The organism is Aeromonas simiae (assembly GCF_014892695.1).
Taxonomy (GTDB): domain Bacteria; phylum Pseudomonadota; class Gammaproteobacteria; order Enterobacterales; family Aeromonadaceae; genus Aeromonas; species Aeromonas simiae.
In genome coordinates this window covers 3,104,785-3,126,579 of record NZ_CP040449.1, presented here as the reverse complement: position 1 = coordinate 3,126,579, position 21,795 = coordinate 3,104,785, and the positions used below count along the sequence as shown (strand labels likewise).

Annotated in this window: 19 protein-coding genes; all 19 read left to right on the top strand. The window is 63.2% G+C overall.

From position 1 onward, the window contains the following. The first annotated feature begins 4 nt into the window (after positions 1 to 4). The 19 genes from FE240_RS14885 (at position 5) to tldD (ending at position 21,753) form a co-directional block, all read left to right on the top strand. On the top strand, positions 5 to 1,717 hold the full coding sequence (locus tag FE240_RS14885) for a GspE/PulE family protein (protein ID WP_042048950.1): 1,713 nt from the start codon (positions 5 to 7) through the stop codon (positions 1,715 to 1,717). A gap of 3 nt (positions 1,718 to 1,720) precedes the next feature. Beyond that, positions 1,721 to 2,941 (top strand): type II secretion system F family protein, encoded by a 1,221-nt coding sequence (locus FE240_RS14880; protein ID WP_193001998.1) that lies wholly within the window; start codon positions 1,721 to 1,723, stop codon positions 2,939 to 2,941. 10 nt (positions 2,942 to 2,951) lie between these two features. After that, on the top strand, positions 2,952 to 3,425 hold the full coding sequence (locus FE240_RS14875) for a hypothetical protein (RefSeq protein WP_193001996.1): 474 nt from the start codon (positions 2,952 to 2,954) through the stop codon (positions 3,423 to 3,425). A 76-nt stretch (positions 3,426 to 3,501) separates the two neighbouring features. After that, complete coding sequence (locus FE240_RS14870; RefSeq protein ID WP_319016742.1) at positions 3,502 to 4,131, top strand: pilin; 630 nt, start codon at positions 3,502 to 3,504, stop codon at positions 4,129 to 4,131. 14 nt (positions 4,132 to 4,145) lie between these two features. Continuing rightward, positions 4,146 to 4,613 (top strand): prepilin-type N-terminal cleavage/methylation domain-containing protein, encoded by a 468-nt coding sequence (locus FE240_RS14865; RefSeq protein ID WP_193001992.1) that lies wholly within the window; start codon positions 4,146 to 4,148, stop codon positions 4,611 to 4,613. 66 nt (positions 4,614 to 4,679) lie between these two features. Then, positions 4,680 to 5,135, top strand: coding sequence for a pilus assembly FimT family protein (locus tag FE240_RS14860; protein WP_319016758.1), 456 nt, complete (start codon positions 4,680 to 4,682; stop codon positions 5,133 to 5,135). Then, positions 5,122 to 5,703, top strand: a complete 582-nt coding sequence (locus tag FE240_RS14855) for a type IV pilus modification PilV family protein (RefSeq protein ID WP_193001989.1) — start codon at positions 5,122 to 5,124, stop codon at positions 5,701 to 5,703. Before FE240_RS14860 ends, FE240_RS14855 begins: the two co-directional genes overlap by 14 nt. Further along, on the top strand, positions 5,703 to 6,503 hold the full coding sequence (locus FE240_RS14850) for a PilW family protein (RefSeq protein WP_193001987.1): 801 nt from the start codon (positions 5,703 to 5,705) through the stop codon (positions 6,501 to 6,503). The genes FE240_RS14855 and FE240_RS14850 overlap by 1 nt, the downstream gene beginning before the upstream one ends. After that, the gene (locus FE240_RS14845) at positions 6,493 to 6,930 is read left to right on the top strand and encodes an MSHA biogenesis protein MshP (protein ID WP_193001985.1); all 438 of its coding nucleotides are present in this window, start codon (positions 6,493 to 6,495) and stop codon (positions 6,928 to 6,930) included. Before FE240_RS14850 ends, FE240_RS14845 begins: the two co-directional genes overlap by 11 nt. A 33-nt stretch (positions 6,931 to 6,963) precedes the next feature. Then, positions 6,964 to 10,419, top strand: coding sequence for a DUF6701 domain-containing protein (locus tag FE240_RS14840; protein WP_193001983.1), 3,456 nt, complete (start codon positions 6,964 to 6,966; stop codon positions 10,417 to 10,419). Positions 10,420 to 10,610: 191 nt separating this feature from the next. Then, on the top strand, positions 10,611 to 11,651 hold the full coding sequence (locus FE240_RS14835) for a rod shape-determining protein (RefSeq protein WP_042048939.1): 1,041 nt from the start codon (positions 10,611 to 10,613) through the stop codon (positions 11,649 to 11,651). Positions 11,652 to 11,774: 123 nt separating this feature from the next. Beyond that, the gene (gene mreC / locus FE240_RS14830; RefSeq protein WP_042048938.1) at positions 11,775 to 12,662 is read left to right on the top strand and encodes a rod shape-determining protein MreC; all 888 of its coding nucleotides are present in this window, start codon (positions 11,775 to 11,777) and stop codon (positions 12,660 to 12,662) included. Beyond that, positions 12,662 to 13,147, top strand: a complete 486-nt coding sequence (gene mreD, locus FE240_RS14825; protein ID WP_042048937.1) for a rod shape-determining protein MreD — start codon at positions 12,662 to 12,664, stop codon at positions 13,145 to 13,147. The genes mreC and mreD overlap by 1 nt, the downstream gene beginning before the upstream one ends. A gap of 2 nt (positions 13,148 to 13,149) precedes the next feature. Beyond that, complete coding sequence (locus FE240_RS14820) at positions 13,150 to 13,728, top strand: Maf family protein (protein WP_042048936.1); 579 nt, start codon at positions 13,150 to 13,152, stop codon at positions 13,726 to 13,728. Positions 13,729 to 13,806: 78 nt separating this feature from the next. Further along, a complete protein-coding gene (rng, locus tag FE240_RS14815) occupies positions 13,807 to 15,276 on the top strand; it encodes a ribonuclease G (protein WP_042048935.1) in 1,470 nt (489 codons plus the stop codon). Then, positions 15,277 to 19,113: a YhdP family protein gene (locus tag FE240_RS14810; RefSeq protein WP_193001981.1), complete on the top strand. Its 3,837-nt coding sequence runs from the start codon at positions 15,277 to 15,279 to the stop codon at positions 19,111 to 19,113. It begins immediately after the preceding gene. Between the two features lie 22 nt (positions 19,114 to 19,135). Then, a complete protein-coding gene (locus tag FE240_RS14805) occupies positions 19,136 to 19,462 on the top strand; it encodes a Dabb family protein (RefSeq protein WP_193001979.1) in 327 nt (108 codons plus the stop codon). A 3-nt stretch (positions 19,463 to 19,465) separates the two neighbouring features. Beyond that, on the top strand, positions 19,466 to 20,308 hold the full coding sequence (locus FE240_RS14800; RefSeq protein ID WP_042048932.1) for a carbon-nitrogen hydrolase family protein: 843 nt from the start codon (positions 19,466 to 19,468) through the stop codon (positions 20,306 to 20,308). Further along, positions 20,305 to 21,753, top strand: coding sequence for a metalloprotease TldD (gene tldD, locus FE240_RS14795; RefSeq protein ID WP_193001977.1), 1,449 nt, complete (start codon positions 20,305 to 20,307; stop codon positions 21,751 to 21,753). Before FE240_RS14800 ends, tldD begins: the two co-directional genes overlap by 4 nt. Positions 21,754 to 21,795 lie beyond the last annotated feature (42 nt).

Sequence of the window (21,795 nt, the reverse complement as noted above, 5' to 3'; positions counted from 1 at the left end):
ACCGATGGCACAACCAAGACTCAAGATGCGGCTTGGTGATCTGCTGGTTCAAGAGCAGAGCATCACCGACGATCAACTGCAGCTTGCGTTGCAACAGCAGCGGCAGACGGGCCGCAAACTGGGCGCGACCCTGATTGAACTCGGCTTCATCAGTGAGGTGCAACTGCTCACCTTCCTGGCGCGCCAGTTGGAAGTGCCCTTCTTCGATCTCAACACGCTCACCATCGATGCCAAGGCGGTACAACTGCTGCCTGAGGTTCAGGCGCGCCGTTACCGGGCGCTGGTGGTGAACCTGAGCGGCGATGTGGCCACGGTGGCCATGTCGGATCCGGCCGATCTGAGCGCACTCGATGCGGTGGCCGATCTGCTGGCACCGAAGCAGATGTCGTTGGCGGTGGCCCGTGAGGGGCAACTGCTCGACTATTTCGATCGCCTCTATCGGCGCACCAAAGAGATCGAGAACTTCGCCGTGCAGCTGCACGAGGAGTATCAGGATACCGACTTTGAACTGGGCAGTGCGACCCTGGACGCGGGCGGTGGTGAGAATGAAGCGACCGTTGCCAAGTTGCTGCGCTCCTTGTTTGAAGACGCGGTGCAGGTCGGGGCCTCCGATATCCATATCGAACCGGACGAGAAGGTGCTGCGCATCCGTCAGCGGATCGATGGGGTGTTGCATGAGAACGTACTGAGCGAGGTGCGTATCGCGCCGGCGCTGGTGCTGCGCCTCAAACTGGTGGCGGGCCTCGATATCTCCGAGAAGCGTCTGCCCCAGGATGGACGTTTTGCCATGAAGGTGCGGGGGCGCGATGTGGATGTGCGTCTCTCCACCATGCCGGTGCAGTATGGCGAGTCGGTCGTGATGCGTCTGCTCAATCAGTCCGGTGGCCTGCTCTCTCTCGACGAGACCGGGATGCCCCCTGTGCTGCTCAAGCGTTTTCGTAACCTGTTGCATCGCCCGCACGGCATGATCTTGGTCACCGGCCCGACCGGTAGCGGTAAGACCACCACCCTGTATGGGGCGCTCTCCGAGATTAACTTGCCGAGCAATAAGATCATCACGGTCGAAGATCCGGTGGAGTACCGTTTGCCGCGGATAAGCCAGGTACAGGTGAACACCAAGATCGGTCTCACCTTCTCGAACGTGCTGCGTACCACCCTGCGTCAGGACCCTGACATCCTGCTGGTGGGGGAGATGCGTGACAGCGAGACGGTGGAGATCGGGTTGCGTGGCGCCTTGACCGGTCACCTGGTACTGACCACCTTGCACACCAACGATGCCATCACCAGTGCGCTGCGTCTCATCGACATGGGCGCGCCGGGCTATCTGGTGGCGAGTGCGCTGCGTGCTGTGGTCGCGCAGCGGCTGGTGCGCCGCCTGTGCGAGCACTGCCATGAGCCCGCCGAGCCCGACGCTATCCAGGCCAGCTGGTTACAGAGCCGCTGCCATGAAGTGCCGGGGAGCCACCAGTACCGCAAGGGACGTGGCTGCCAGAGCTGTAACTTCACCGGCTATCGCGGCCGGATCGGGGTTTATGAGCTGCTCGAGATGGATCAGCCGATGATGGATGCCCTGCGTCGTGATGATGCGGAAGGTTTTGCCCGTGCCGCGCGCCAACATGAGCATTATCAGCCGTTGGCGCTGATGGCTCTGGATTATGCCCGTGAGGGGCTCACCTCCCTCGATGAGGTGCTCAAACTGGCCGAGGATGTGGGATAAGCGATGGCCTACTTTCGCTACAAAGGGCGCGACGCACAGGGCAAGGCGGCTGAAGGCACTATCGAGGCGGCCAATGAAACGGCGGTCGCCGAGCTGTTGCTGCAACGCGGCATCATGCCAACGAATATTGGCAGCGTGAAAGCCCCCGGCGCAGAGCATCAGTTCGCGCTCTTGTTCGAGCGCCAGGTCACCCTGGAAGAGCTGGTGATGTTCACCCGTCAGATGTATGCGCTGACCCGGGCTGGCATCCCCATTTTGCGTGCCATGTCGGGGCTGGCCGAGTCTGCCCATAGCAAGCCGCTCAAACGGGCCTTGTTGCAGTTAGGTGAAGATCTCAGCAACGGTAAGCCGCTTTCGGCGGCGATGCAGGGGCATCCCAAGGTCTTTGGCTCCCTTTTCGTGGCGATCATTCACGTGGGTGAGAATACCGGTCAACTGGAAGACTCCTTTTTGCAGCTGGCCAACTACTTCGAGCTGGAGCTGGAGACCCGCAAGCGCATCAAGACGGCGATGCGTTACCCGATGTTTGTCTTCATCGCGATCGGGATCGCCATGGTGATCCTCAATATTTTCGTGATCCCGACCTTCGCCGGCATGTTCTCCAAATTTGGCGTCGAGTTGCCCTTGGCCACCCGGATCCTGCTCGCCACCTCGCATTTCTTTGTGCACTACTGGTGGCTGTTATTGCTGGGGCTGGTGGCGTCCATCGTCAGTTGGCGCAGCTGGACCTCGACCCAGCGCGGTGAGTTGGCATGGCATCACTGGCAGCTGCGGCTGCCGATCGTGGGCAGCATCATCGACCGCTCGCTGTTGGCGCGCTTTGCCCGGAGCTTCTCCATGATGCTGCGCTCCGGGGTGCCGCTCAACGCGGCATTGAGTCTGGTGGCAGATGCGGTGGACAACGCCTGGATGGCGGCGCGGATCCGTGAGATGCGTGCCGGCGTCGAGCGCGGCGATAGCCTGCTGCGCACCGCAACCCAAAGCCAGCTCTTTACCCCGCTGGTGCTACAGATGGTGGCGGTGGGTGAAGAGACGGGGCAGGTCGATGAGCTGATGCTTGAGGTGGCGCTCTATTACGAGCGAGAGGTGGATTACGACCTCAAGAGCCTGACCGCCCGCATTGAACCGATTCTCATCGGCATAGTGGCGGTCATGGTGCTGGTGCTGGCGCTCGGTATCTTCACGCCCATGTGGGACATGATGAAAGTCGTGCGCGGTCAGTAAGGAGCCGACGATGAGCTGGCAGGACGAGCAAGATCGCCCCTGGTTGTCGGGTTATCGCCTGATCATCGCCTTGGTCACCATGGTGACGATCGCCAGTTTCCTGGTCGGTGGTCATCTGGAGCAGCGCAAGCTGGCGCAGCACAGTGCGATGGCGAGCCTGGTGAGCCAGTTTGGCGAGCGCTTGCAGCGGCTGCACGGTGAATGGGTATTGAGCAATCACCCCACCCAGCTCTGGCGCGAGGAAAAATTATGGGTGTTCACCCCTCAGGGATGGCCGATGGCTGTCGAGCAGGTGCGGGGACCTTCGGAAGATTGTGGTGCGCTGTGGCAAGCGCTGATTGGGCGCGAAGCGCTGGACGGTGAGCCGATCCGTGTGCAAGCCAGGCTCGAGCGCGATGGATGCGAGTTGCAGCTACGAGAGTGGCGATGGCTTTACCGCTGGCAGGATGGTGCCGTGAAGGCACTGGAAGAGGCCAGTCGCTGAACGGCATTCCACTCGTGGTTCAAGCACGATTCAAGCAATGTTAGGTAAAATGTTAGGCCCCGCTGAGGAGGGAGTAATGAAGAGCAAGATGACGGGTTTTTCCCTGATCGAACTGGTGATCGTCATAGTGATCCTCGGTATTTTGGCGGCCACGGCCCTGCCGCGTTTTCTCGATGTCACCGAGGAGGCGAAGAAGGCCAGTGTCGAGGGAGTCTCGGGTGGTTTCGCCACTGGGGTGATGCTGGTGCGCGCCCAATGGGAGGCGGAAGGTCGCAGCAAGCAGCTGGAGCACAACACCGTGCTCTATGACGGTACCCGCTTCTACCTGACCACCCCCACCAAAGAGCAGATCGAAGATGGTCTGATGTCGCCGGGTTATCCGATGGATACGGCCGGGGATAGTGTGGTGAATGTGGACCCGGGCAGTCTGACCGCCGCTCGCTGCCTCAAAATCTGGGATGGTTTGCTGCAAAACCCCCCCAAGGCGACCGCCACCTTCGGTGAAGTCAGCGGCAGCGGCAATGATCTCAAGTATTATGTGACGGCGCAAACCAGCGGGATAGACTCGGTGTGCCGTTACTATCTGGTGAATAGCCTTGCCAAGGGCAGCGATGGCCATTACCAGGACCCTCAGGGACGCACCGATGCGTTTATGAGTTTTAGCTATCGACCGGCTTCAGGTCAGGTCATTACCAACATCAACTAATAGAGGTATTTTTCATGAAGAAGCAATCGGGTTTCACCCTGATCGAACTGGTCATTGTGATCATCATCCTGGGTATCCTGGCTGTGACCGCCGCACCTAAGTTCCTGAACCTGCAAGACGATGCGCGCAATGCCACCCTGAAGGGGGTCGAAGGTTCCCTGAACTCCGCCGCCGCCATAGTCTACAGCAAGGCGGTGATCGCGGGTCAGGAAAAGAATCCCGATGGCTCGGTTCAGTTGGCCGACGGCACCGTTGCGACCGTATTCGGTTATCCGAAGGCAAATGAGGATGAGCTGAAAAAGGTTGTTAGCTTGAGCGACAAGGACTGGGCTATTAAGAACATCGCTGGCAGCGGCGTAGGTATCTTCCCGAGCGGTGTTTCTGCTGCCACGGCGATCGAGAGTAAGAATTGCTATGTGGCCTATGAGCAACCGGTTAGCTCCGGTGTTGTTCCGACAGTGACTGTGTTCGACTGTAAGTAATGCAGAGGGGGGAGGCTTGCCTCCCCTTTTTCTCCTATGCAGAGACGTTCACACGGTTTTACCTTGATGGAATTGGTGCTGGTGATCCTGATCATCGGGATTCTGGCCGCCTATGCCGCGCCCAACTGGCTGGGCACAGGCGGCACGGAAATCCGTACCACCAGTGATGAAGTGGTGGGCCGGTTACGGTTGCTGCAAACCATCAACATGAATGAGCCTCCCCGGCGCTGTACCTGGTTGCGCGTTGAACCGGGCCAGTTGGGCCTGCTCAGCGGAGCCTGTGACAGTGAGCCCGGCCCGATGGCCGGCTGGGATGAGACACACCGTCAGGGCTCAATGCTGGCATTAGCCGCGACTGTCACCCTGGAAGGCAAATCCAGCTTCTCGTTGCGTCTTGACCGTGACCATGGCCGCCCGGCCAGCGCCCCCTGCCAGGCCGGCTGCCAGTTGCAGGTGAGCAGTGGCGGCGAGCTGCGCCAGATACGTATCGAATCGGAAGGATATATCCATGCGCAGCCCTAAGCGGGGGTTCACCCTGATCGAGATGGTGGTGGGCATGGTGCTGTTGTCCATCGCCTTGAGTGGCATCCTGAGTCTGCTGGTGGCGTTGGCCCCGCGGGCCATCGACCCGGTGCAGCAGTTGCGCGCCGCCCAGTTGGCCCAGCGCATCCTGGCTGAGGCGACCCAGAAGTCGTTCGATCAGAACTCGGATCATAACAGTGCCCGTTATCGCTGCGGCGAGACGGTCGAGGGGACGCAGTATGACCTCTGCACCCTGGCCAATGAATACGGGCCGGACACCGACAGCGGTGAGAGCGCCCCCTATCTCTACAACGATGTGGATGACTTCGATACCGGTGGCAAATGGAGGCCCGCCAACGAGCTGGTGCAGCAAAGCGGCAGCGGTGCTCAAGAGGGCGACTATCGCCATTTTGCGGTGAAGATCAAGGTGAGCGGCGTTGACTTGAGCGCCGGTCGGTTGGATCAGACCTGTACCGACCCCTGCTCTATCGGCAAGCGAGTGGATTTGACGGTGCAACTGCCGAGTGGTGAAGAGCTCGCCTTTACCGCGTTTCGAGGAAATTACTGATGGGGCGCCGCGGTTTTACCCTGGTTGAATTGGTCATGGTGATCCTGCTGCTCGGGGTGCTGGCGACCTTTAGCAGCCAGTTTATCGGGCTGGGGACGCGCATCTACAGTGATGCCAGCGTGCGCGAGCAGTTGATGAGTGATATCCGCTTCTCCCTCGAGCGGCTCAATCGTGAGGTGCGCGATGCCGTTCCCGGCTCGGTGCGTATCGAAGATGTCGATGGTGCTGCCGTTGAGCGGGGGGCTTGTCTGCGCTTTTGGCCTATCGCCGCGGCCGGGCGTTACCTGAGCATCAATCAAGAGATCGCAGGGGAAAGTGCGCTGCGCTTGACCATGGTGGCGCCCGGCGCCGAAGAGAGCATGCCCGTTAAGGGGGAGTGGGCCATCGTCTACCCCGTGCCTGAAGATGGCCGTTCATTGTGGGATGGCTGCGCCAGCGGCCGTTGTGTCAGTGCCGTCACTAAGCTGGAGGAGAGCGTTTCCGGTGCCCTCTCACTGCAAGTTAGCGACCGGTTCGGGTCGGACTCACCGGCCCGGCGGGTCTTCTTCGCCGGCTCCCAGGTGCGCTACTGCCTGCAAGGGGGCATGTTACGGCGCGAAGAGATCGGCGATCTCACCCCCACTGTGTTGGGGACGAGCGTCGCGGGCCAGCCCATGGCCGGCTCGGTGGCGGCCGGTTATTTCTACCGGGACCCGCAGGCGTTCGGCGTGGATGATGAAGTAGGGCTGCGCTTGGAGCTAGAGCAGCATGGTGAGCAGCTCTCATTGGATCACAAGATGGCGGTGTGGAATGTGCCCTAAACGTGCTCGTGGTAGTGCCCTGATGATCGCCCTTTTCGTCATTGTGGTGATGGGGGGGCTGGCGGCTGCGCTGGGGCGGCTGCTGGGGGACAGCAGTGAAAAGTACACGGTCGAAGTTCGTGGCCTGCGGGCCCTGATGGCGGCGCAAGGGGCGCTGGAAACCGGACTCTATCGTCTCTATCCCAATGGGCATTGGCAAGGGCAGGTGTGCGAGCCTCTGACGTTGACCCTGCCAAGCGATGCCGCTGGGCTGGTCGATTGCCGGGCCTACCTGAGCTGCGACGTCATCACCGCAGAGCACAATGGTCGCACCCTCAAGGGATGGCGACTGATTGGAACCGGGGAGTGTGGCGATGAAGGCGGCGGGGCGAGCCCCGATTTTGCCGTTAGCCGCAGCGTCATGGCCGAAGCGTTTGACAGTGACTGACCTATGCGAACAACTGCATCAAAGAGAGAGCGAGTGGCTTTTATTCCTCCTGGTATAGCGCTGCTGGTGGCTGCGGCCATCGTGGCCCCTGCCCATGGGGCAGACATGTGCAACGCCACCTTTGACTATCCGGTGCAAAGCCATGCCGCACCCGGTCGGCTCACCATGACCGATGGCGCCTTGATCGTCGGGGCGACTCAGCCTGCCGACTACCCGTTTCTGAGCGGCTCTTTTGGTGGCATGTCAGGCTGTTCGACCCAAGAGGGGAGCGCTGGGGGCCAGTATGTGAATGGCACCTGGCAATCCGATTGCGGGATCACCGGGGCGCTGGCCACCCCGCTGGCCGCACTGGCCTTCAAGGCCGATCCCAATGATTTCCCGGCCGCTACTCAAGATTTTCCCAGTTACAGCAGCGGCAGTGATGTGGCCTGTAACGGCGTGGTGAAGCTCAATCCCGGCAACTATGGCTCCGGGAACTGGTCTGGCTGGAGCTGTCAGGCCACGCTGGTGAGCGGCAAGAATTACTACTTCCAGACCCTCTCTCTCGCTGGCGGGGCAACGCTGGACTTCAATGGTGCCAACGTGTTCGTCAAGACCCTGACCATGCAAGACTCGAGCAAGCTGCTGGGGATGGGCAAGCTGCACGCCAACCGCGTCACCCTCAGCGAGGGGGCGACCCTCTCCAACTTGGCGATTACCGTCCATGACACCCTGGGGGTGACGGTGAACAAGGCCGATCAGCTGGTGGCGGCCCGCTTTCAACCCCATTCGTTGAGCAGCCTGACGCTGGGGGCGCAAAGTGAGATCACCCTGGTTAACGGCCAGTGGGCTGTGCGCTCCCTGACGATGCAAAACAATAGCCGGATCGCTTTCGTCGATGATGGCGATGCCGCCACGGCCCAGCTGGATATCTATGCCTTGAGCATGGCGAACCAATCCGGGATCGATGCCAGCGGGGGAGCGCCTGCTCACTTGCAGCTCAAGCTCTACCAAAGCATGACCATGCAGGATGGAGCCGAAGTGAACGGTTACGTGTTGGCGCACTATCTGAATCAGCTCAGCCTGGGCGGTTCGCATGCGGTGACGCTCTCTCTCTCTGGTGGGGAGCACTGGATTAACAAGATCAACATCAGCAACGGCAACCTGAGTGTGCTGGTGGATGAGAAGAGCCCTGCCCGGGTCTATGTGAACGGGGACATTGCCCTGCGCGAGCAGATGAGTGTCAACGCTGGGGGGGCGGCCAATCGCTTGCTGATGTACGGCTTTGGCAAGGCGACCCTGAGTGGCAACGCCAAGCTCAACGCCATGCTCTATGTGAAAACGGGCAACCTGGACATGAGCGGGCAGGCGGTGCTGACCGGTGCCGTGTCGGCGGTCAACGTGAGCATGTCAGGCTGGGGCAGCAAGATCATTCATGTGCCTTTTAGCGGTGACTGGCCCGGTGTCTGCCAGCCGGAAGGGGTGACTCTGCATCACTTCGAGCTGGATCATTCGGGGGCCGGCCTGACCTGCAACCCCGAGTCCGTCACGATCCGCGCCTGCGCCGATGCGGCGTGTACGACGCTGGTGACCGAGCCTATTGGTGCGCAGCTGTCGGTCACCCCGGCCTCTAACGGCGCATGGAGTGGTGGGGGCGATGTTGCTTTGTCCGCAGGGACGGCGCTGGCCTCCTTGCGCGGCAACCAGCCCGGCGTGCTGACCATAGGGGTGGCCAGCTCTACTCTGCACGCCGAGTCCGCCACCCTGTGCCGGGCCGCCGGTGGCACCCCCAGCCTTGCCGCTTGCGACCTGAGCTTTGCCGACAGCGGCTTCGTGTTTGATGTGCAAGACACCTATGCCAACAAGCCGCAACAGGTGCTGATGAAGGCGGTCAAGAAAGATGATGTGAGCCAGCAGTGTGTGCCGGGCTTTGCCGATGTGAGCAAGCCCGTCAGCTTCTGGAGCGACTACATAGACCCGAATGGCAATACATTTGGCAGCAAGGTGACGGTCAATGGCCGTGCCGTCGCCACTAGCCAGGGGGCGGCCGCCCCCACTGAGCTGGCCTTCGATGCTAAAGGAGAGGTGACCCTGACGGTCAACTACCCGGATGCGGGCAAGATGCAGCTCAATGCCCGCCACGAGGGCAGTGGGGAGAGCGCCGGGTTGGTGATGACGGGGGCGGATCAGTTTGTCTCCCGCCCGGTGGGGCTCTGCCTGCGGGCCAACGAGGGTAATTGCCCTGCCGGGGATGCAAGCTGCCCCGTGTTTCGTAAGACGGGGGAAACTTTCTCCCTAAGCGTGCAGGGGATGGCATGGGAGTCGGATCATGATGCCGATCTCTGTAGTGGCAATGGCACCACCCCCAACTTCGAGCTGTCAAACATCGCCTTGAGCAGCGAGGTGGTGGCGCCGGCCGACGGGGTTAACGGTTTAGTGGGGGTGACCAGCTATGACCACAAGAGCGCCTTAACCAGCCTCAACACCATCAACCAGTCGGTCGATGAGGTCGGCGTATTGCGCATGACGGCGACGCCCCCGGAGCTCGGCTACTTCGGTTACACCATTCCGGCAGCCAAGAGTGCTCCTATCGGTCGCTTCATCCCGGTGGATTTTGACCTGAGTGACGGCGCCATCACCCCGGCCTGCAACACCTTTACCTACATGGGGCAGCCTTTCGCTGCCGGTTATACGCTTACCGCCCGCAATCACAATGAGGGCACCACCCTCAACTACCGGGGGGAGTTTGCCAAAGGGAGCATCGTCATGGTAGCGGCAGACAGCCAGGATGGGGTCGACCGTTCGGCCAGGGTCACGGCACTGACGTCATCAGAGTGGGTTGCCGGGGTCGCTAGGCTGGATAAGGAGGTTGCCAACACCCGTTTCGAACGCGGTAGTGCGCCCGAGGATCCGCTGTTGCAGCTGGACTTCGGGGTGAGGGTCGATGATCAGGACGGGGGGCTCAGTCTGATCGTGGAGCCGGACATGAATGCGGAGCAGAGCGGGGAGTGCCAGACAAAGAGCAACTGTGATGCACGCAAGTTGGGGCAGCAAAAGCTGTTCTATGGCCGCCTCAAGGTGGCGACCGAGCAGGGGGTCGACAGCGAGCCGCTATCCCTCAAGCAGGAGGTGGAGTTCTACCGCGGTGATTGGCAGCTCAACGAACTGGATTATTGCACCAGCCTCGATCTGAGCGGCTATGAGTTCAGCGACCCGGAGCAGTCGTACCAGGCGGCGAGTCAGAGCCTCACCTTTACCAATGGCAGCATCGGTATCGGGCTGGGGAACAACGCGCCGGGGGCCTCGTTGGCTCAAGTGGCGGCCGGATTGACCCGACTGCATCTGGGGGCGCCGAAGCAGCCATTGCGGGTGCCCTACAAGGTGGATCTGTCGCAGCAACCGGATCAACCGCTGTGGCTGTCGGATCCTGACACACTCGAGGGGGTCGCCATCTTCGGCAACAGCCGTGGCAACGATCGCATCATCTATCGCCGCGAGTCGTTCCGCTAGTCTGCGCGCGCAGGCAACGCCTTTGCCGTCAGGAAGTTAAGACGGGAGCGGTGCTCTGCAGTGAGTGATGACTAGCATAAATTGTCGCGCAAGGGGAGCTTGACTCCCCTTGCGCCCTTGCTCATCGGGATGGGCATTGGTAAAGTGTGCCGGTTTTATGCTCTTCCCAATTCTTAGGATTTCCCGTAGCCATGTTCAAAAAGCTCAGAGGCGTTTTTTCCAATGATCTGTCGATCGATCTGGGAACTGCCAACACCCTGATCTACGTAAAAGATCAGGGGATCGTCCTCAACGAACCCTCCGTTGTCGCCATTCGCCAAGAGCGCGGGAACGCCAAGTCTGTTGCCGCCGTCGGTCATGCCGCCAAGCAGATGCTGGGGCGTACCCCGGGCAACATCTCCGCCATCCGTCCGATGAAGGACGGGGTGATTGCCGATTTCTACGTGACCGAGAAGATGCTGCAGCACTTCATCAAGCAGGTTCACGACAACAACTTCTTCCGCCCCAGCCCGCGTGTGCTGGTGTGCGTGCCGTGCGGCTCGACCCAGGTTGAGCGTCGCGCCATCAAGGAGTCGGCCCTCGGCGCCGGCGCCCGTGAGGTGTACCTCATCGACGAACCCATGGCCGCTGCCATCGGTGCCGGCCTGCCGGTCTCCGAAGCGACCGGCTCCATGGTGGTCGATATCGGTGGCGGTACCACCGAGGTGGCCATCATCTCCTTGAACGGCGTGGTCTACTCCCAGTCCGTGCGCATCGGCGGCGACAAGTTCGATGAAGCCATCATCAATTACGTGCGCCGTAACTACGGCAGCCTGATTGGTGAGGCCACCGCCGAGCGTATCAAGCACGAGATCGGCTCTGCCTATCCGGGCGAAGAGGTGCGTGAGATTGAAGTGCGCGGCCGTAACCTGGCCGAAGGGGTGCCGCGTAGCTTCACCCTGAACTCCAACGAGATCCTGGAAGCGCTGCAAGAGCCGCTCTCCGGCATCGTCTCCGCCGTCATGGTGGCGCTGGAGCAGTCTCCGCCCGAGCTGGCTTCCGACATCTCCGAGCGCGGCATGGTGCTGACCGGTGGTGGCGCGCTGCTGCGTGACCTGGATCGTCTGCTGATGGAAGAGACCGGCATCCCCGTAGTGGTCGCCGAGGACCCACTGACCTGCGTCGCCCGTGGTGGCGGCAAGGCACTGGAGCTCATCGACATGCACGGCGGCGACCTGTTCCACTACGAGTAACAGAAATGGAGCCGGCGCCTGCCGGCTCTTTTTTGTGACTTTATCAGCCAGGCGCCTGCTGCCCTACGGCGACGTGTTATGGTTGCGTCCTAGACCCATGGCAACAGGCCCCAGTAACGACTTATGAAACCGATATTTGGCCGAGGCCCATCGCTCCAGCTACGGCTGTTCCTGGCAGTCGTCATCTCCATCGCCGCCATCGTGGCCGATTCCCGTTTTCACGCCTTCGAACAGGTGCGCGTCTACCTCGGCTCCTTGGTCAGTCCGCTGCAATACCTTGCCAATGCCCCCGGCACGCTGCTCGACTCCATGTCCGATCAGGTGCAGACCCGCTCCGATCTCATCGAACAGACCAAGCAGCAGGAGCAGCAGCTGTTTACCCTGCGTACCCGTCTGTTGCAGATGGAGCATCTGGAGCACGAGAACCAGCGCCTGCGCGAGTTGCTCGGTTCGCCGGTGCAAAAAGAGTCGCGCAAGATGGTGGCCGAACTCATCTCGGTCGACTCCGACCCCTTTAGCCATCAGATCCTGATCAACAAGGGGGCGCTCGACGGCGTCTACAACGGCCAGCCGGTGATCAACGATCAGGGGGTCATCGGTCAGGTGCTGCACGTGGGCTCCACCACCAGTCGGGTGCTGCTCATCACCGACTCCAGCCACGGGCTGCCGGTGCGGGTGCTGCGCAACGATCTGCGCGCCATCGCCACCGGTAGCGGCGAACTGGACAAGCTGGAGCTGCGCAACCTGCCGCGCAATACCGACATCCAGGTCGGCGATCTGCTGGTCACCTCGGGCCTCGGGGGGCGCTTCCCGGAAGGCTACCCGGTGGCGACCGTCACCCGCTCTGATTACATCGAGGGCAAGCCGTTCGCCCAGGTCGAGGCCAAGCCGCTGGTGCCGCTCGATCGACTGCGCTACATGCTGCTGTTGTGGACCGACAAGCGCCCCGATATGCATGACGACGAGGCTGCCGCTTCCTCTGGCGCCGCCGCGAGTCCGGAGAAGCCCTGATGCTGCAACCTGCAAGTGGCCGGATCTGGGTCTGGCTGTCGATCCTGCTGGCCCTGAGCCTCTCCATTTTGCCGCTGCCGATCCAGTTCTCGCCGTTTCGCCCGGACTGGCTGGCCATGGTGCTGGTGTACTGGGCGCTGGCCCTGCCGCACCGGGCCAACGTGGGCAGTGCCTGGGTCGCCGGTCTGCTGCTCGACGTGCTGCTTGGCAGCACGCTCGGGGTGCGTGCCATGGCCATGGCCATCATGGTCTATCTGGCGGCGTTCCAGTGCCAGAAGATCCGCAATTTCTCGGTCTGGCAGCAGGCGATTATCATGGGCGCCCTGACCATGGTGGGGAAGATCACCGTGTTCTGGGCCGAGCACCTGTTTAGCCGTGCCAACCTCAATTTCGTCTATTTCTGGTCGACCCTGTCCACCATGTTGATGTGGCCTTGGGTCTTTCTGGTCTTGCGTCAACTGCGCCGACGCTTCAATATCAAATAGTTATGGCAAATTCGACTCAACTCTATCTGGCCTCCGCCTCACCGCGCCGGCGTGAACTGCTGACCCAGCTGGGCTACCGCTTTGAGGTGCTTAAGCTCGAGGTGCCCGAGCAGCGCCAAAGCGGCGAGAAACCGCAGGACTATGTCTGCCGGCTGGCCCGCGACAAGGCGCTGGCTGGCGCGGCGATCGCCCCCGCGGCCCTGCCCGTGCTGGGCGCCGACACCATAGTGGTGCTCGGCGATCGGGTGCTGGAGAAACCCTCCGATCTGCTCGATGCCAAAGACATGCTCGAAGCCCTCTCCGGCCGCGTGCATCAGGTGATGACGGCGGTGGCGTTGGCCAGTGCCGGGCGCTGCGATGTGCGGCTGGTGACCACCAATGTGGCGTTTCGCAAGCTCGACGAGGCCGAGATCGAGGCTTACTGGCAGACCGGTGAGCCGTGTGACAAGGCCGGCGCCTACGGTATTCAAGGGATTGCCGGCAAGTTCGTCAGCCGTATCGAGGGGAGCTACAGCGCCGTGGTCGGCCTGCCCCTGCTGGAGACGGACCTGTTGATCAGAAGTATTCTGGAACAGCGCTGAAGTCGGTTCGTGGCTCCCTGTGCGGGCGCGGCTGCGCTGTTCCTCTTCAAGCCTTTACACATCAGGAAGCAGTGACCTATGCCCGTAGAACTGTTGATTAACGTCACCCCGTCCGAGACCCGGGTCGCCCTGGTCGAGAACGGCCAGTTGCAGGAAGTCCACGTGGAGCGCCAGGCTCGGCGTGGCATCGTTGGCAACATCTACAAGGGCAAGATCAGCCGGGTGCTGCCCGGCATGCAGGCCGCCTTCGTCGATATCGGTATGGACAAGGCCGCCTTCCTGCACGCCTCCGACATAGTCCCGCACACCGAGTGCGTGGCGATCAAGGAGAAAGAGCAGTTCCAGGCCGGCAACATCGCCGAGCTGGTGCGCCAGGGGCAGGACATCATGGTGCAGGTGGTCAAAGATCCGCTCGGTACCAAGGGGGCCCGCCTCACCACCGATCTCACCCTGCCCTCCCGTTATCTGGTGTTTATGCCGGGCAGCGCCCACGTCGGCGTCTCTCAGCGCATCGAGTCGGAAGCCGAGCGCGAGCGCCTCAAGAGCGTGGTGAGCAGCTATGTGGACGAGCTGGGAGGCTTCATCATCCGCACCGCCGCCGAAGGGGTGGGGGAGCAGGAGCTGGAGCAGGACGCGGCCTTCTTGAAGCGGCTGTGGCGCAAGATCCTCGAGCGCAAGCAGAAGTACCCGCCGTGCCGGGTCATCTATGAAGATCCCAGTCTGGCGTTTCGGGTGGTGCGCGACTTCGTCGGGGCCGAGCTGGACAAGATCCGGGTCGATTCACGCCAGAGCTTTGAATCCCTCAAGCGCTTTTGTGAAGAGTACGTGCCGGAGCTGGCCAACAAGGTGGAGTACTACTCCGGCGAGTCGCCCATCTTCGATCTCTATGACGTGGAGAACGAGATACAGCGCGCCCTGGAGCGCAAGGTGGAGCTCAAATCCGGTGGCTACCTCATCATCGATCAGACCGAGGCGATGACCACGGTGGACATCAACACCGGCGCCTTCGTCGGCCACCGCAATCTGGAAGAGACCATCTTCAACACCAACGTCGAGGCGACGGCGGCCATTGCCCGCCATCTGCGGCTGCGCAACCTCGGCGGCATCATCATCATCGATTTCATCGACATGCAGTCGGAAGATCACCGCCGCCGGGTGCTGCACAGCCTGGAGCTGGCGCTGGCCAAAGACAGGGCCAAGACCAACGTCAACGGCTTCTCCCAGCTCGGGCTGGTGGAGATGACCCGTAAGCGCACCCGCGAGAGCCTCGAGCACGTGCTCTGCTCCGAGTGCCCCGAGTGCCAGGGGCGCGGCCGGGTCAAGACGGTCGAGTCGGTCTGCTACGAGATCCTGCGCGAGATCATCCGGGTTAACCGCGCCTACGACGCGGATCAGTTCACCGTCTATGCCGCACCGGCCGTGGCCGAGTTCCTGCGCGGCGAGGAGTCGCACAGCCTGGCCGAGCTGGAGGTGTTCATCGGCAAGCAGGTGCGGGTGGTCAGCGAACCGCTCTACAGTCAGGAGCAGTTCGACGTGGTGATGATGTAAGTGGTTCACCGCTGGTTGAGCCGGGCCTGGCTGGCCTTTGGCGTCACGTTGGTGCTGCTGGCCCTCGGGATCAGCGCGGTGCGCCTTGGTGGCCCTCTGCTCAACCAGCATCGTCAGGCCCTGCTCGACAGCCTGCTTGGCCAGGAGCTCGGCGCCAGCGTCGAGCATATCGGTCTGGCCTGGGTCGACCGTGGCCCAGCCCTCTCTCTCTCTGGTCTGCGCGTTGCCCCGCAAGGGGGGCGCTTCGATCTGCGCCTGGGGGAAGCCTATGTCCGGCTCGATCCCTGGCGCAGCCTGCGCGAGCGCAGCGCCATCTTCAGCCGGCTGCGTTTGAGCCGGCTCGATCTGGCTCTCGATCTCAGCCGCCCAGCCACGCAGGAGCGTGACGAGCAGCAGATCGACGCCTTGCTCGAGATCCTGCTCGGCCGCTTCAGCCGCTTCTCACTGCACGACAGCCGGGTGCGCCTCAAGACGCCCCTTGGCGATCTCACCACCCTCAGCATCGCCGAACTGGGCTGGCAAAATCGCGGTCGCCACCATCAGGGGGTCGGCAAGGCCTACCTGGTGGAGGGGATGGACGAGAGTACGCTCGATCTCATCATCAATCTCGAAGGGCGCTCGCGCCGGCTGGCCGATCTCTCTGGCCATCTCTATCTGGCGGCCAGCCGTCTCGACGTTGGGCCGCTGCTCTCGCGCATCCATGCCGGTGAGCCGCAGCTGGCGGGCCGGCTCGATTTCCAGCTGTGGAGCGAGTTCAAGGGGCGTCAGTGGGGGGAGAGCCTGCTGCGCTTTGGCAATAACTACCTGATTTGGAAAGAGCAGGGTGAGCTGCACCGGCTTGGCCTCGACGGCGGCCAGATCCAGTTGCGCCGGGACGGGGCCAACTGGCAGTTGGCAAGTTACAACCTGCAACTCAAGCTCGACGAGCGCCCCTGGCTCAAGAGCCAGTTGCAGCTCGAGCGCCGTGCGGGGCGCATCACTGGCCTCATCCCCAAGCTGGAGCTGGGTAAGCTGGCTCAGCTCGGCCAACTGGTCTCCGGCCTCTATCCCGAGGTGGCCGAGGGGCTGGCCAAGAGCCGCCCGCGTGGCCAGCTCGACGATCTGCTGCTGACGGCGCAGGGCGACTGGAGCGGGTTGCAGGTGAGCGGCCGCTTCGATCGCATCGGCCTCGATCACTGGCAGTGGCTGCCCGGCATGCAGGCGCTCAATGGCCGCTTCTGGCTGACTCCCGAGGGGGGCAGCGTCGAGCTGGCGCTCGATAAGGATCGCATCGACACCGGGGAGCACTTCAAGCAGCCGATCCCGGTCGATCGATTGCGCGGTCGCCTCGATTGGTGGCGCGAGAACGACGCCTGGACCCTCTACGGGCAGGATGTGGCGCTTAGCAACGCCGATCTCAGCCTCTCCACCCGTTTTCGCCTCGACTTAGGGGAGCGCCCCTTCCTGGCCCTGACCGGTTCGGTCGATCTGTATAACGCCGGCCATGCGGATCGCTACTACCCGTTGCAGGCGATGGGGACGCCGTTGGTGGCCTACCTGAGCGGCGCCCTCAAGGGGGGGCAGGCCAAGGGGGCCAGCCTGCTCTGGTATGGCGCGCTGCACGATTTCCCCTATGCCGGCGGCGAGGGGATCTTCCAGGCGGCGGTGCCGCTTGAGAAGGCGACCTTCCAGTTCGACCCAGGTTGGCAACCGCTCACCGACCTGCAACTCGATCTCTTGTTCCAGAACGCCTCCCTCGACATGCAGAGCCGCTCGGCCCGCCTCGGCAAGGCGCAGGGGGAGCAGATCCACGCCCTCATCCCCGAGTTGGCGCCCGGCGCCCACCTCTACATCGCCGCCAAGGTGAAGGGGGAGGGGCGTGAGGTGAGCGACTATCTCATCGATTCGCCGCTGCACGGCTCGGTGGGCAAGGCGTTGCAGGAGTTGCAGGTGGGCGGCCCGTTGGCCGGTACCCTGGGGCTCGACATTCCGCTCGACGGTGGCAGCGAGGTGAAGGTGGGGGGGCAGGTCGCGTTTGAGCAGAGTCGGCTGCTGGTCTCCTCCCTCTCGCTGCCGCTCGATGGGGTGAGCGGGGTGCTCGACTTTGACAACGAAAAGACCGGCTTCAAGGGGCTCAAGGCGCGCCTCTACGGCAACCCGGTCACCCTCGACTATGCGGGGGAGGTGCGTCCCGATGGCTATCAGGTGGCCCTGAAGATGGACGGGGAGTGGGATTCCAAGCGTGCCACCCTCAAGGCGCCGGGTCTTGAGACCTTGCAGGGCCGCTCCCGCTGGAGCGGCAAGCTGGATCTCTCCTTGCCGAGCGAGCGCCCCTTCTCGTTCACCGCCGATCTCTCCTCGGATCTGCGTGGCATGGCGCTCGACCTACCGGCACCGCTGAGCAAGGCGGCCGAGCGCTCGCTGCCGCTGCGGATCACCGCCCGTGCCGAGCGCGGCAGCGCCGATATTCGCGCTGTGCTCGGTATGGATATCGATCTGGCGACCCGGCTGGTCTATGGGGATGGGCCGGCCCGCTTGTCACGGCTGCGGGCCGACATCGGTCAGCCCGGCACCCGGATTATCCGCGATGCCCCCATGCTGCTCACCATCAGCCAGAACGAGGCCGATGTGGGGGGCTGGCTGGGACGCCTGGCCGACTGGCTGCCGCCCCGTGCCGACGACACACCGGCGCTCAAGGGGCCGGCCTTCTGGCCCTCCCCATGGGGCGTCGACGGTCAGATCAACCAGGCCCGCATGGGCTCGGCCACCCTCAAGGCGCTGCACTTCAGCGTGGGGGCGGCGCGCCAGGGGACCGAAGTCTTGTTGGAGGGGCCGCAGGTGCTCGGCGTGGTGCGCATTCCCTATCAGCGCGCGCGTCCCATCGAGGCCCAGTTCGGTCGCCTGCACTGGCCCGGCTCGAGCGATGACTTCAAGGGAACCCCGGATGGCTCGCAGGAGCTGGCGCTGCTGCACGCCATGCCGTGGCTGAAGGTGAGCTGCGCCGATTGCCGTTTCGGGGAGTTGCCGCTCGGCCAGGTGAGCGGCGAGCTCAAACCGGGGGCCAACCGGGTGGAGCTGGCTGACTTCAAGTCCGAGCTGGGGGGCTCGACCCTCACCGGCAAGGCGCTGTGGCGCGCCGATGGCAACCGCATGCAGAGTCGCATGGAGGGGCGCCTCAAGAGCAACAACAGCGAGCTGCTGCTGCGCCGCTTTGGTTACAGCTCGCCGATCAGCGATGCTCCGGCCGATATCGCCCTCAATCTGGGCTGGCAGGATGTGCCGTGGCGCCCGCACCTGGCGACCCTCTCGGGCAATGGCCAGTTCCACTTTGACGGCGGCACGGTGCGCGAGGTCAACGACCGCGGCGCGCGCATCCTCTCGTTCCTCAGCTTCGACTCGCTGGTGCGCAAGCTTAAACTCGATTTTCGCGATGTGTTTGACAAGGGGCTCTACTTTGAGGCGATGGACGGAACCCTCAAGATTGAGCGCGGGGTGATCGACAACCGCGACTTCTTCATGAAGGGGGCCGCCGGTAACCTGCGCGGTGAGGGGATTGCCGATCTGGTGCGCTGGGATCTCGACTACCAGCTCAGCTTCTCGCCCAACTTGGGGGGCACCCTGCCGGTGGTGGCCGCTTTCTCCCTGACTCCCATCACTGGGCTCTATGTGTTTGCCCTCTCTAAGCTGCTCGAGCCGGTGGTGGATGTGGTGACCCGCATCGATTTTCGTATCGAGGGGCCACTCGACAACCCTCATCTGAGCGAGGCCGGCCGCGACCGGGCTCGGCTCAAGCTCAATGCCGAGCAGCGCAAGGCGGTCAAGTCGGCCGCGCCGCTGGCGGCGCCGAGCCAACCCTGATCCCGCGCACAAGGAGGTGACGATGATCCGCCAGATCCTGCTCATCGAATTTGCCCCGGCGACCCAGAGCGCCGAGGTGGCGGCGCTGCGAAGCGCCTTTCTGGCCTTGCCGCGCCAAGTGCCGGGCGTGCTGTCCGTGGAGTGTGGCATCGGTGATCGGCCGCAGGAGCAGGGGTTCAGCCACAGCGTGCTGTTGACCTTTGCCGACGAGGCGGCGCGGCTACGCTGCCTGAATCATCCGGATCGGCTGGCCCTTGAGGCGCAGCTCTCCCGCTGCACCTCTCGCCTCGCCGTGTTCGACTATACCCTCTACCCCGATGATCGGGTCGGGACGGAGCAAGGAGGCTGAGTCATGTGGTTATGTGCATTGCAACTGGTGTCGGGGCGCGACTGGGCGGGCAACCGAGCCCGCATCGCCGAGCTGCTCGCCACCTTGCCGGCGGAGCGCCCGCTGTTGGTGCTGCTGCCGGAGAACTTCGCCCTGTTTGGGGAGCGACAGGGTTACGCCGACGGCGCCGAAGCGCTCGGCGAGGGGCCGATCCAGACCCAGCTCGCCGCCTGGGCGCGCCACTACGGGATCTGGCTGGTGGCCGGCGCCATGCCGACTCGCATCGAGGGGGAGGCGCGCATCCATACCAGCTCACTGGTGTTTGATCCCGAGGGGCGCTGCCAGGGGCACTATCACAAGATCCACCTGTTCGATGTGGACGTGGCCGACGGCCAGGGACGCTATCGCGAGTCGGAGACCTTCAGCCCCGGAGAGAGGCCGGTCACCGTCCCTTCGCCATTCGGGACGCTGGGGCTTTCCATCTGTTATGATCTGCGCTTTCCCGAACTGTATCGCACTCTGGTCGCCCACGGCGCCCGCGTCCTGCTGGTGCCCGCCGCCTTTACTCGGGTGACCGGCGCCGCCCACTGGGAGGCCCTGCTGCGTGCCCGCGCCATCGAGAACCAGTGCTGGGTGGTGGCGGCCAATCAGGGCGGCGATCACGAGACCGGTCGCGAGACCTTTGGCCACAGCATGATCGTTGACCCCTGGGGGGCCATTGTCGCCTGCCAGCGTGCCGGGGCGGGGCTGGTGAGTGCCCGCTTTGACCCCGAACAGGCTCCAACCCTGGCTGGGCGCATGCCAGTGCTGCGCCATGCCCGCCTGATGAATCTGAACGCCGCTCACGGCGATGGAGAACAAGATTGAGTCTACTTGAGCAGGTCAGCGCCTCGCTGCTGGCCCCCCACGATCTCGACCCGGCCCGTCTCGAGGGGCTGCTCGGCAGCCTGATGAGCCATCGGATCGACTTTGGCGATCTCTACTTCCAGCGCAGCTGGCACGAGTCGTGGATGCTGGAGGACGGCATCGTCAAGGATGGCAGCTACAACATCGATCAAGGGGTCGGGGTGCGTGCGGTAAGCGGCGAGAAGACCGGCTTTGCTTACACCGATGAGCTGAGCCTGACGGCGCTGCGCCAGTCTGTGGTGGCGGCCCGCGGCATTGCGACCAGCGGGGGGGAGGGTCAGGTGCAGGCGTGGCGGCGCGGTGAATCCGGGCTGTTCTATCCGGCCATGGACCCGCTTGAGAGCCTCAGCAAGCAGCAGAAGATCGCGCTGCTCGAGCAGATGGATCGCTTCGCCCGCACCCTTGATCCGGCGGTCAGCCAGGTGATGGCCTCCATCAGCGGGGTCTATGAAGAGGTGCTGGTGGCCGCCAGTGACGGCACCCTGGCCGCCGATATCCGCCCTCTGGTGCGTCTGTCGGTGACCGTGCTGGCCGAGCGCCATGGCCGCCGCGAGCGCGGCAGCGCCGGCGGTGGCGGGCGCTTTGGCTATGAGTGGTTCCTCGAATCCGAGGGGGAGGAGAGCCGGGCCCTTGGCTATGTGCGCGAGGCGGTGCGTCAGGCGCTGGTCAACCTCGAGGCGATCGACGCGCCGGCCGGCACCATGCCGGTGGTGCTCGGTGCCGGCTGGCCCGGAGTGCTGCTGCATGAAGCGGTCGGCCACGGTCTGGAAGGGGACTTCAACCGCAAGGGCTCCTCGGCTTATGCCGGGCGCATCGGTGAGCGGGTGGCCTCGAGCCTGTGCACCATCGTCGATGACGGCACCCTGAGCGGGCGCCGTGGCTCGGTCTCCATCGATGACGAAGGCACGCCGGGTGGCTACAACGTCTTGATTGAAAACGGCATTTTGAAAGGCTATCTGCAAGACAAGCAGAATGCCCGCCTGATGGGCGTACCGCTGACCGGCAACGGCCGGCGCGAGTCGTACGCCAGCCTGCCGATGCCGCGCATGACCAACACCTACATGCTGGCCGGCGAGTCGGATCCGCAGGAGATCATCGCCTCGGTCAAGCGCGGCATCTATGCCCCCAACTTTGGCGGCGGCCAGGTGGACATTACCTCCGGCAAGTTTGTCTTCTCCGCCTCCGAGGCCTACCTCATCGAGGATGGCAAGATCACCGCTCCCATCAAGGGGGCGACCCTGATCGGCAACGGCCCCGAGGCGATGAGCCAGGTCTCGATGGTCGGCAACGATCTGCAACTCGATCGCGGAGTCGGCGTGTGCGGCAAGGAGGGGCAGAGCGTGCCAGTCGGGGTGGGTCAGCCCACCCTCAAGCTCGACCGCCTCACGGTCGGCGGCACCCAATAAGGATCATCCCCGGCTTGTCCGGGGATTTTTCTATTGACGTAA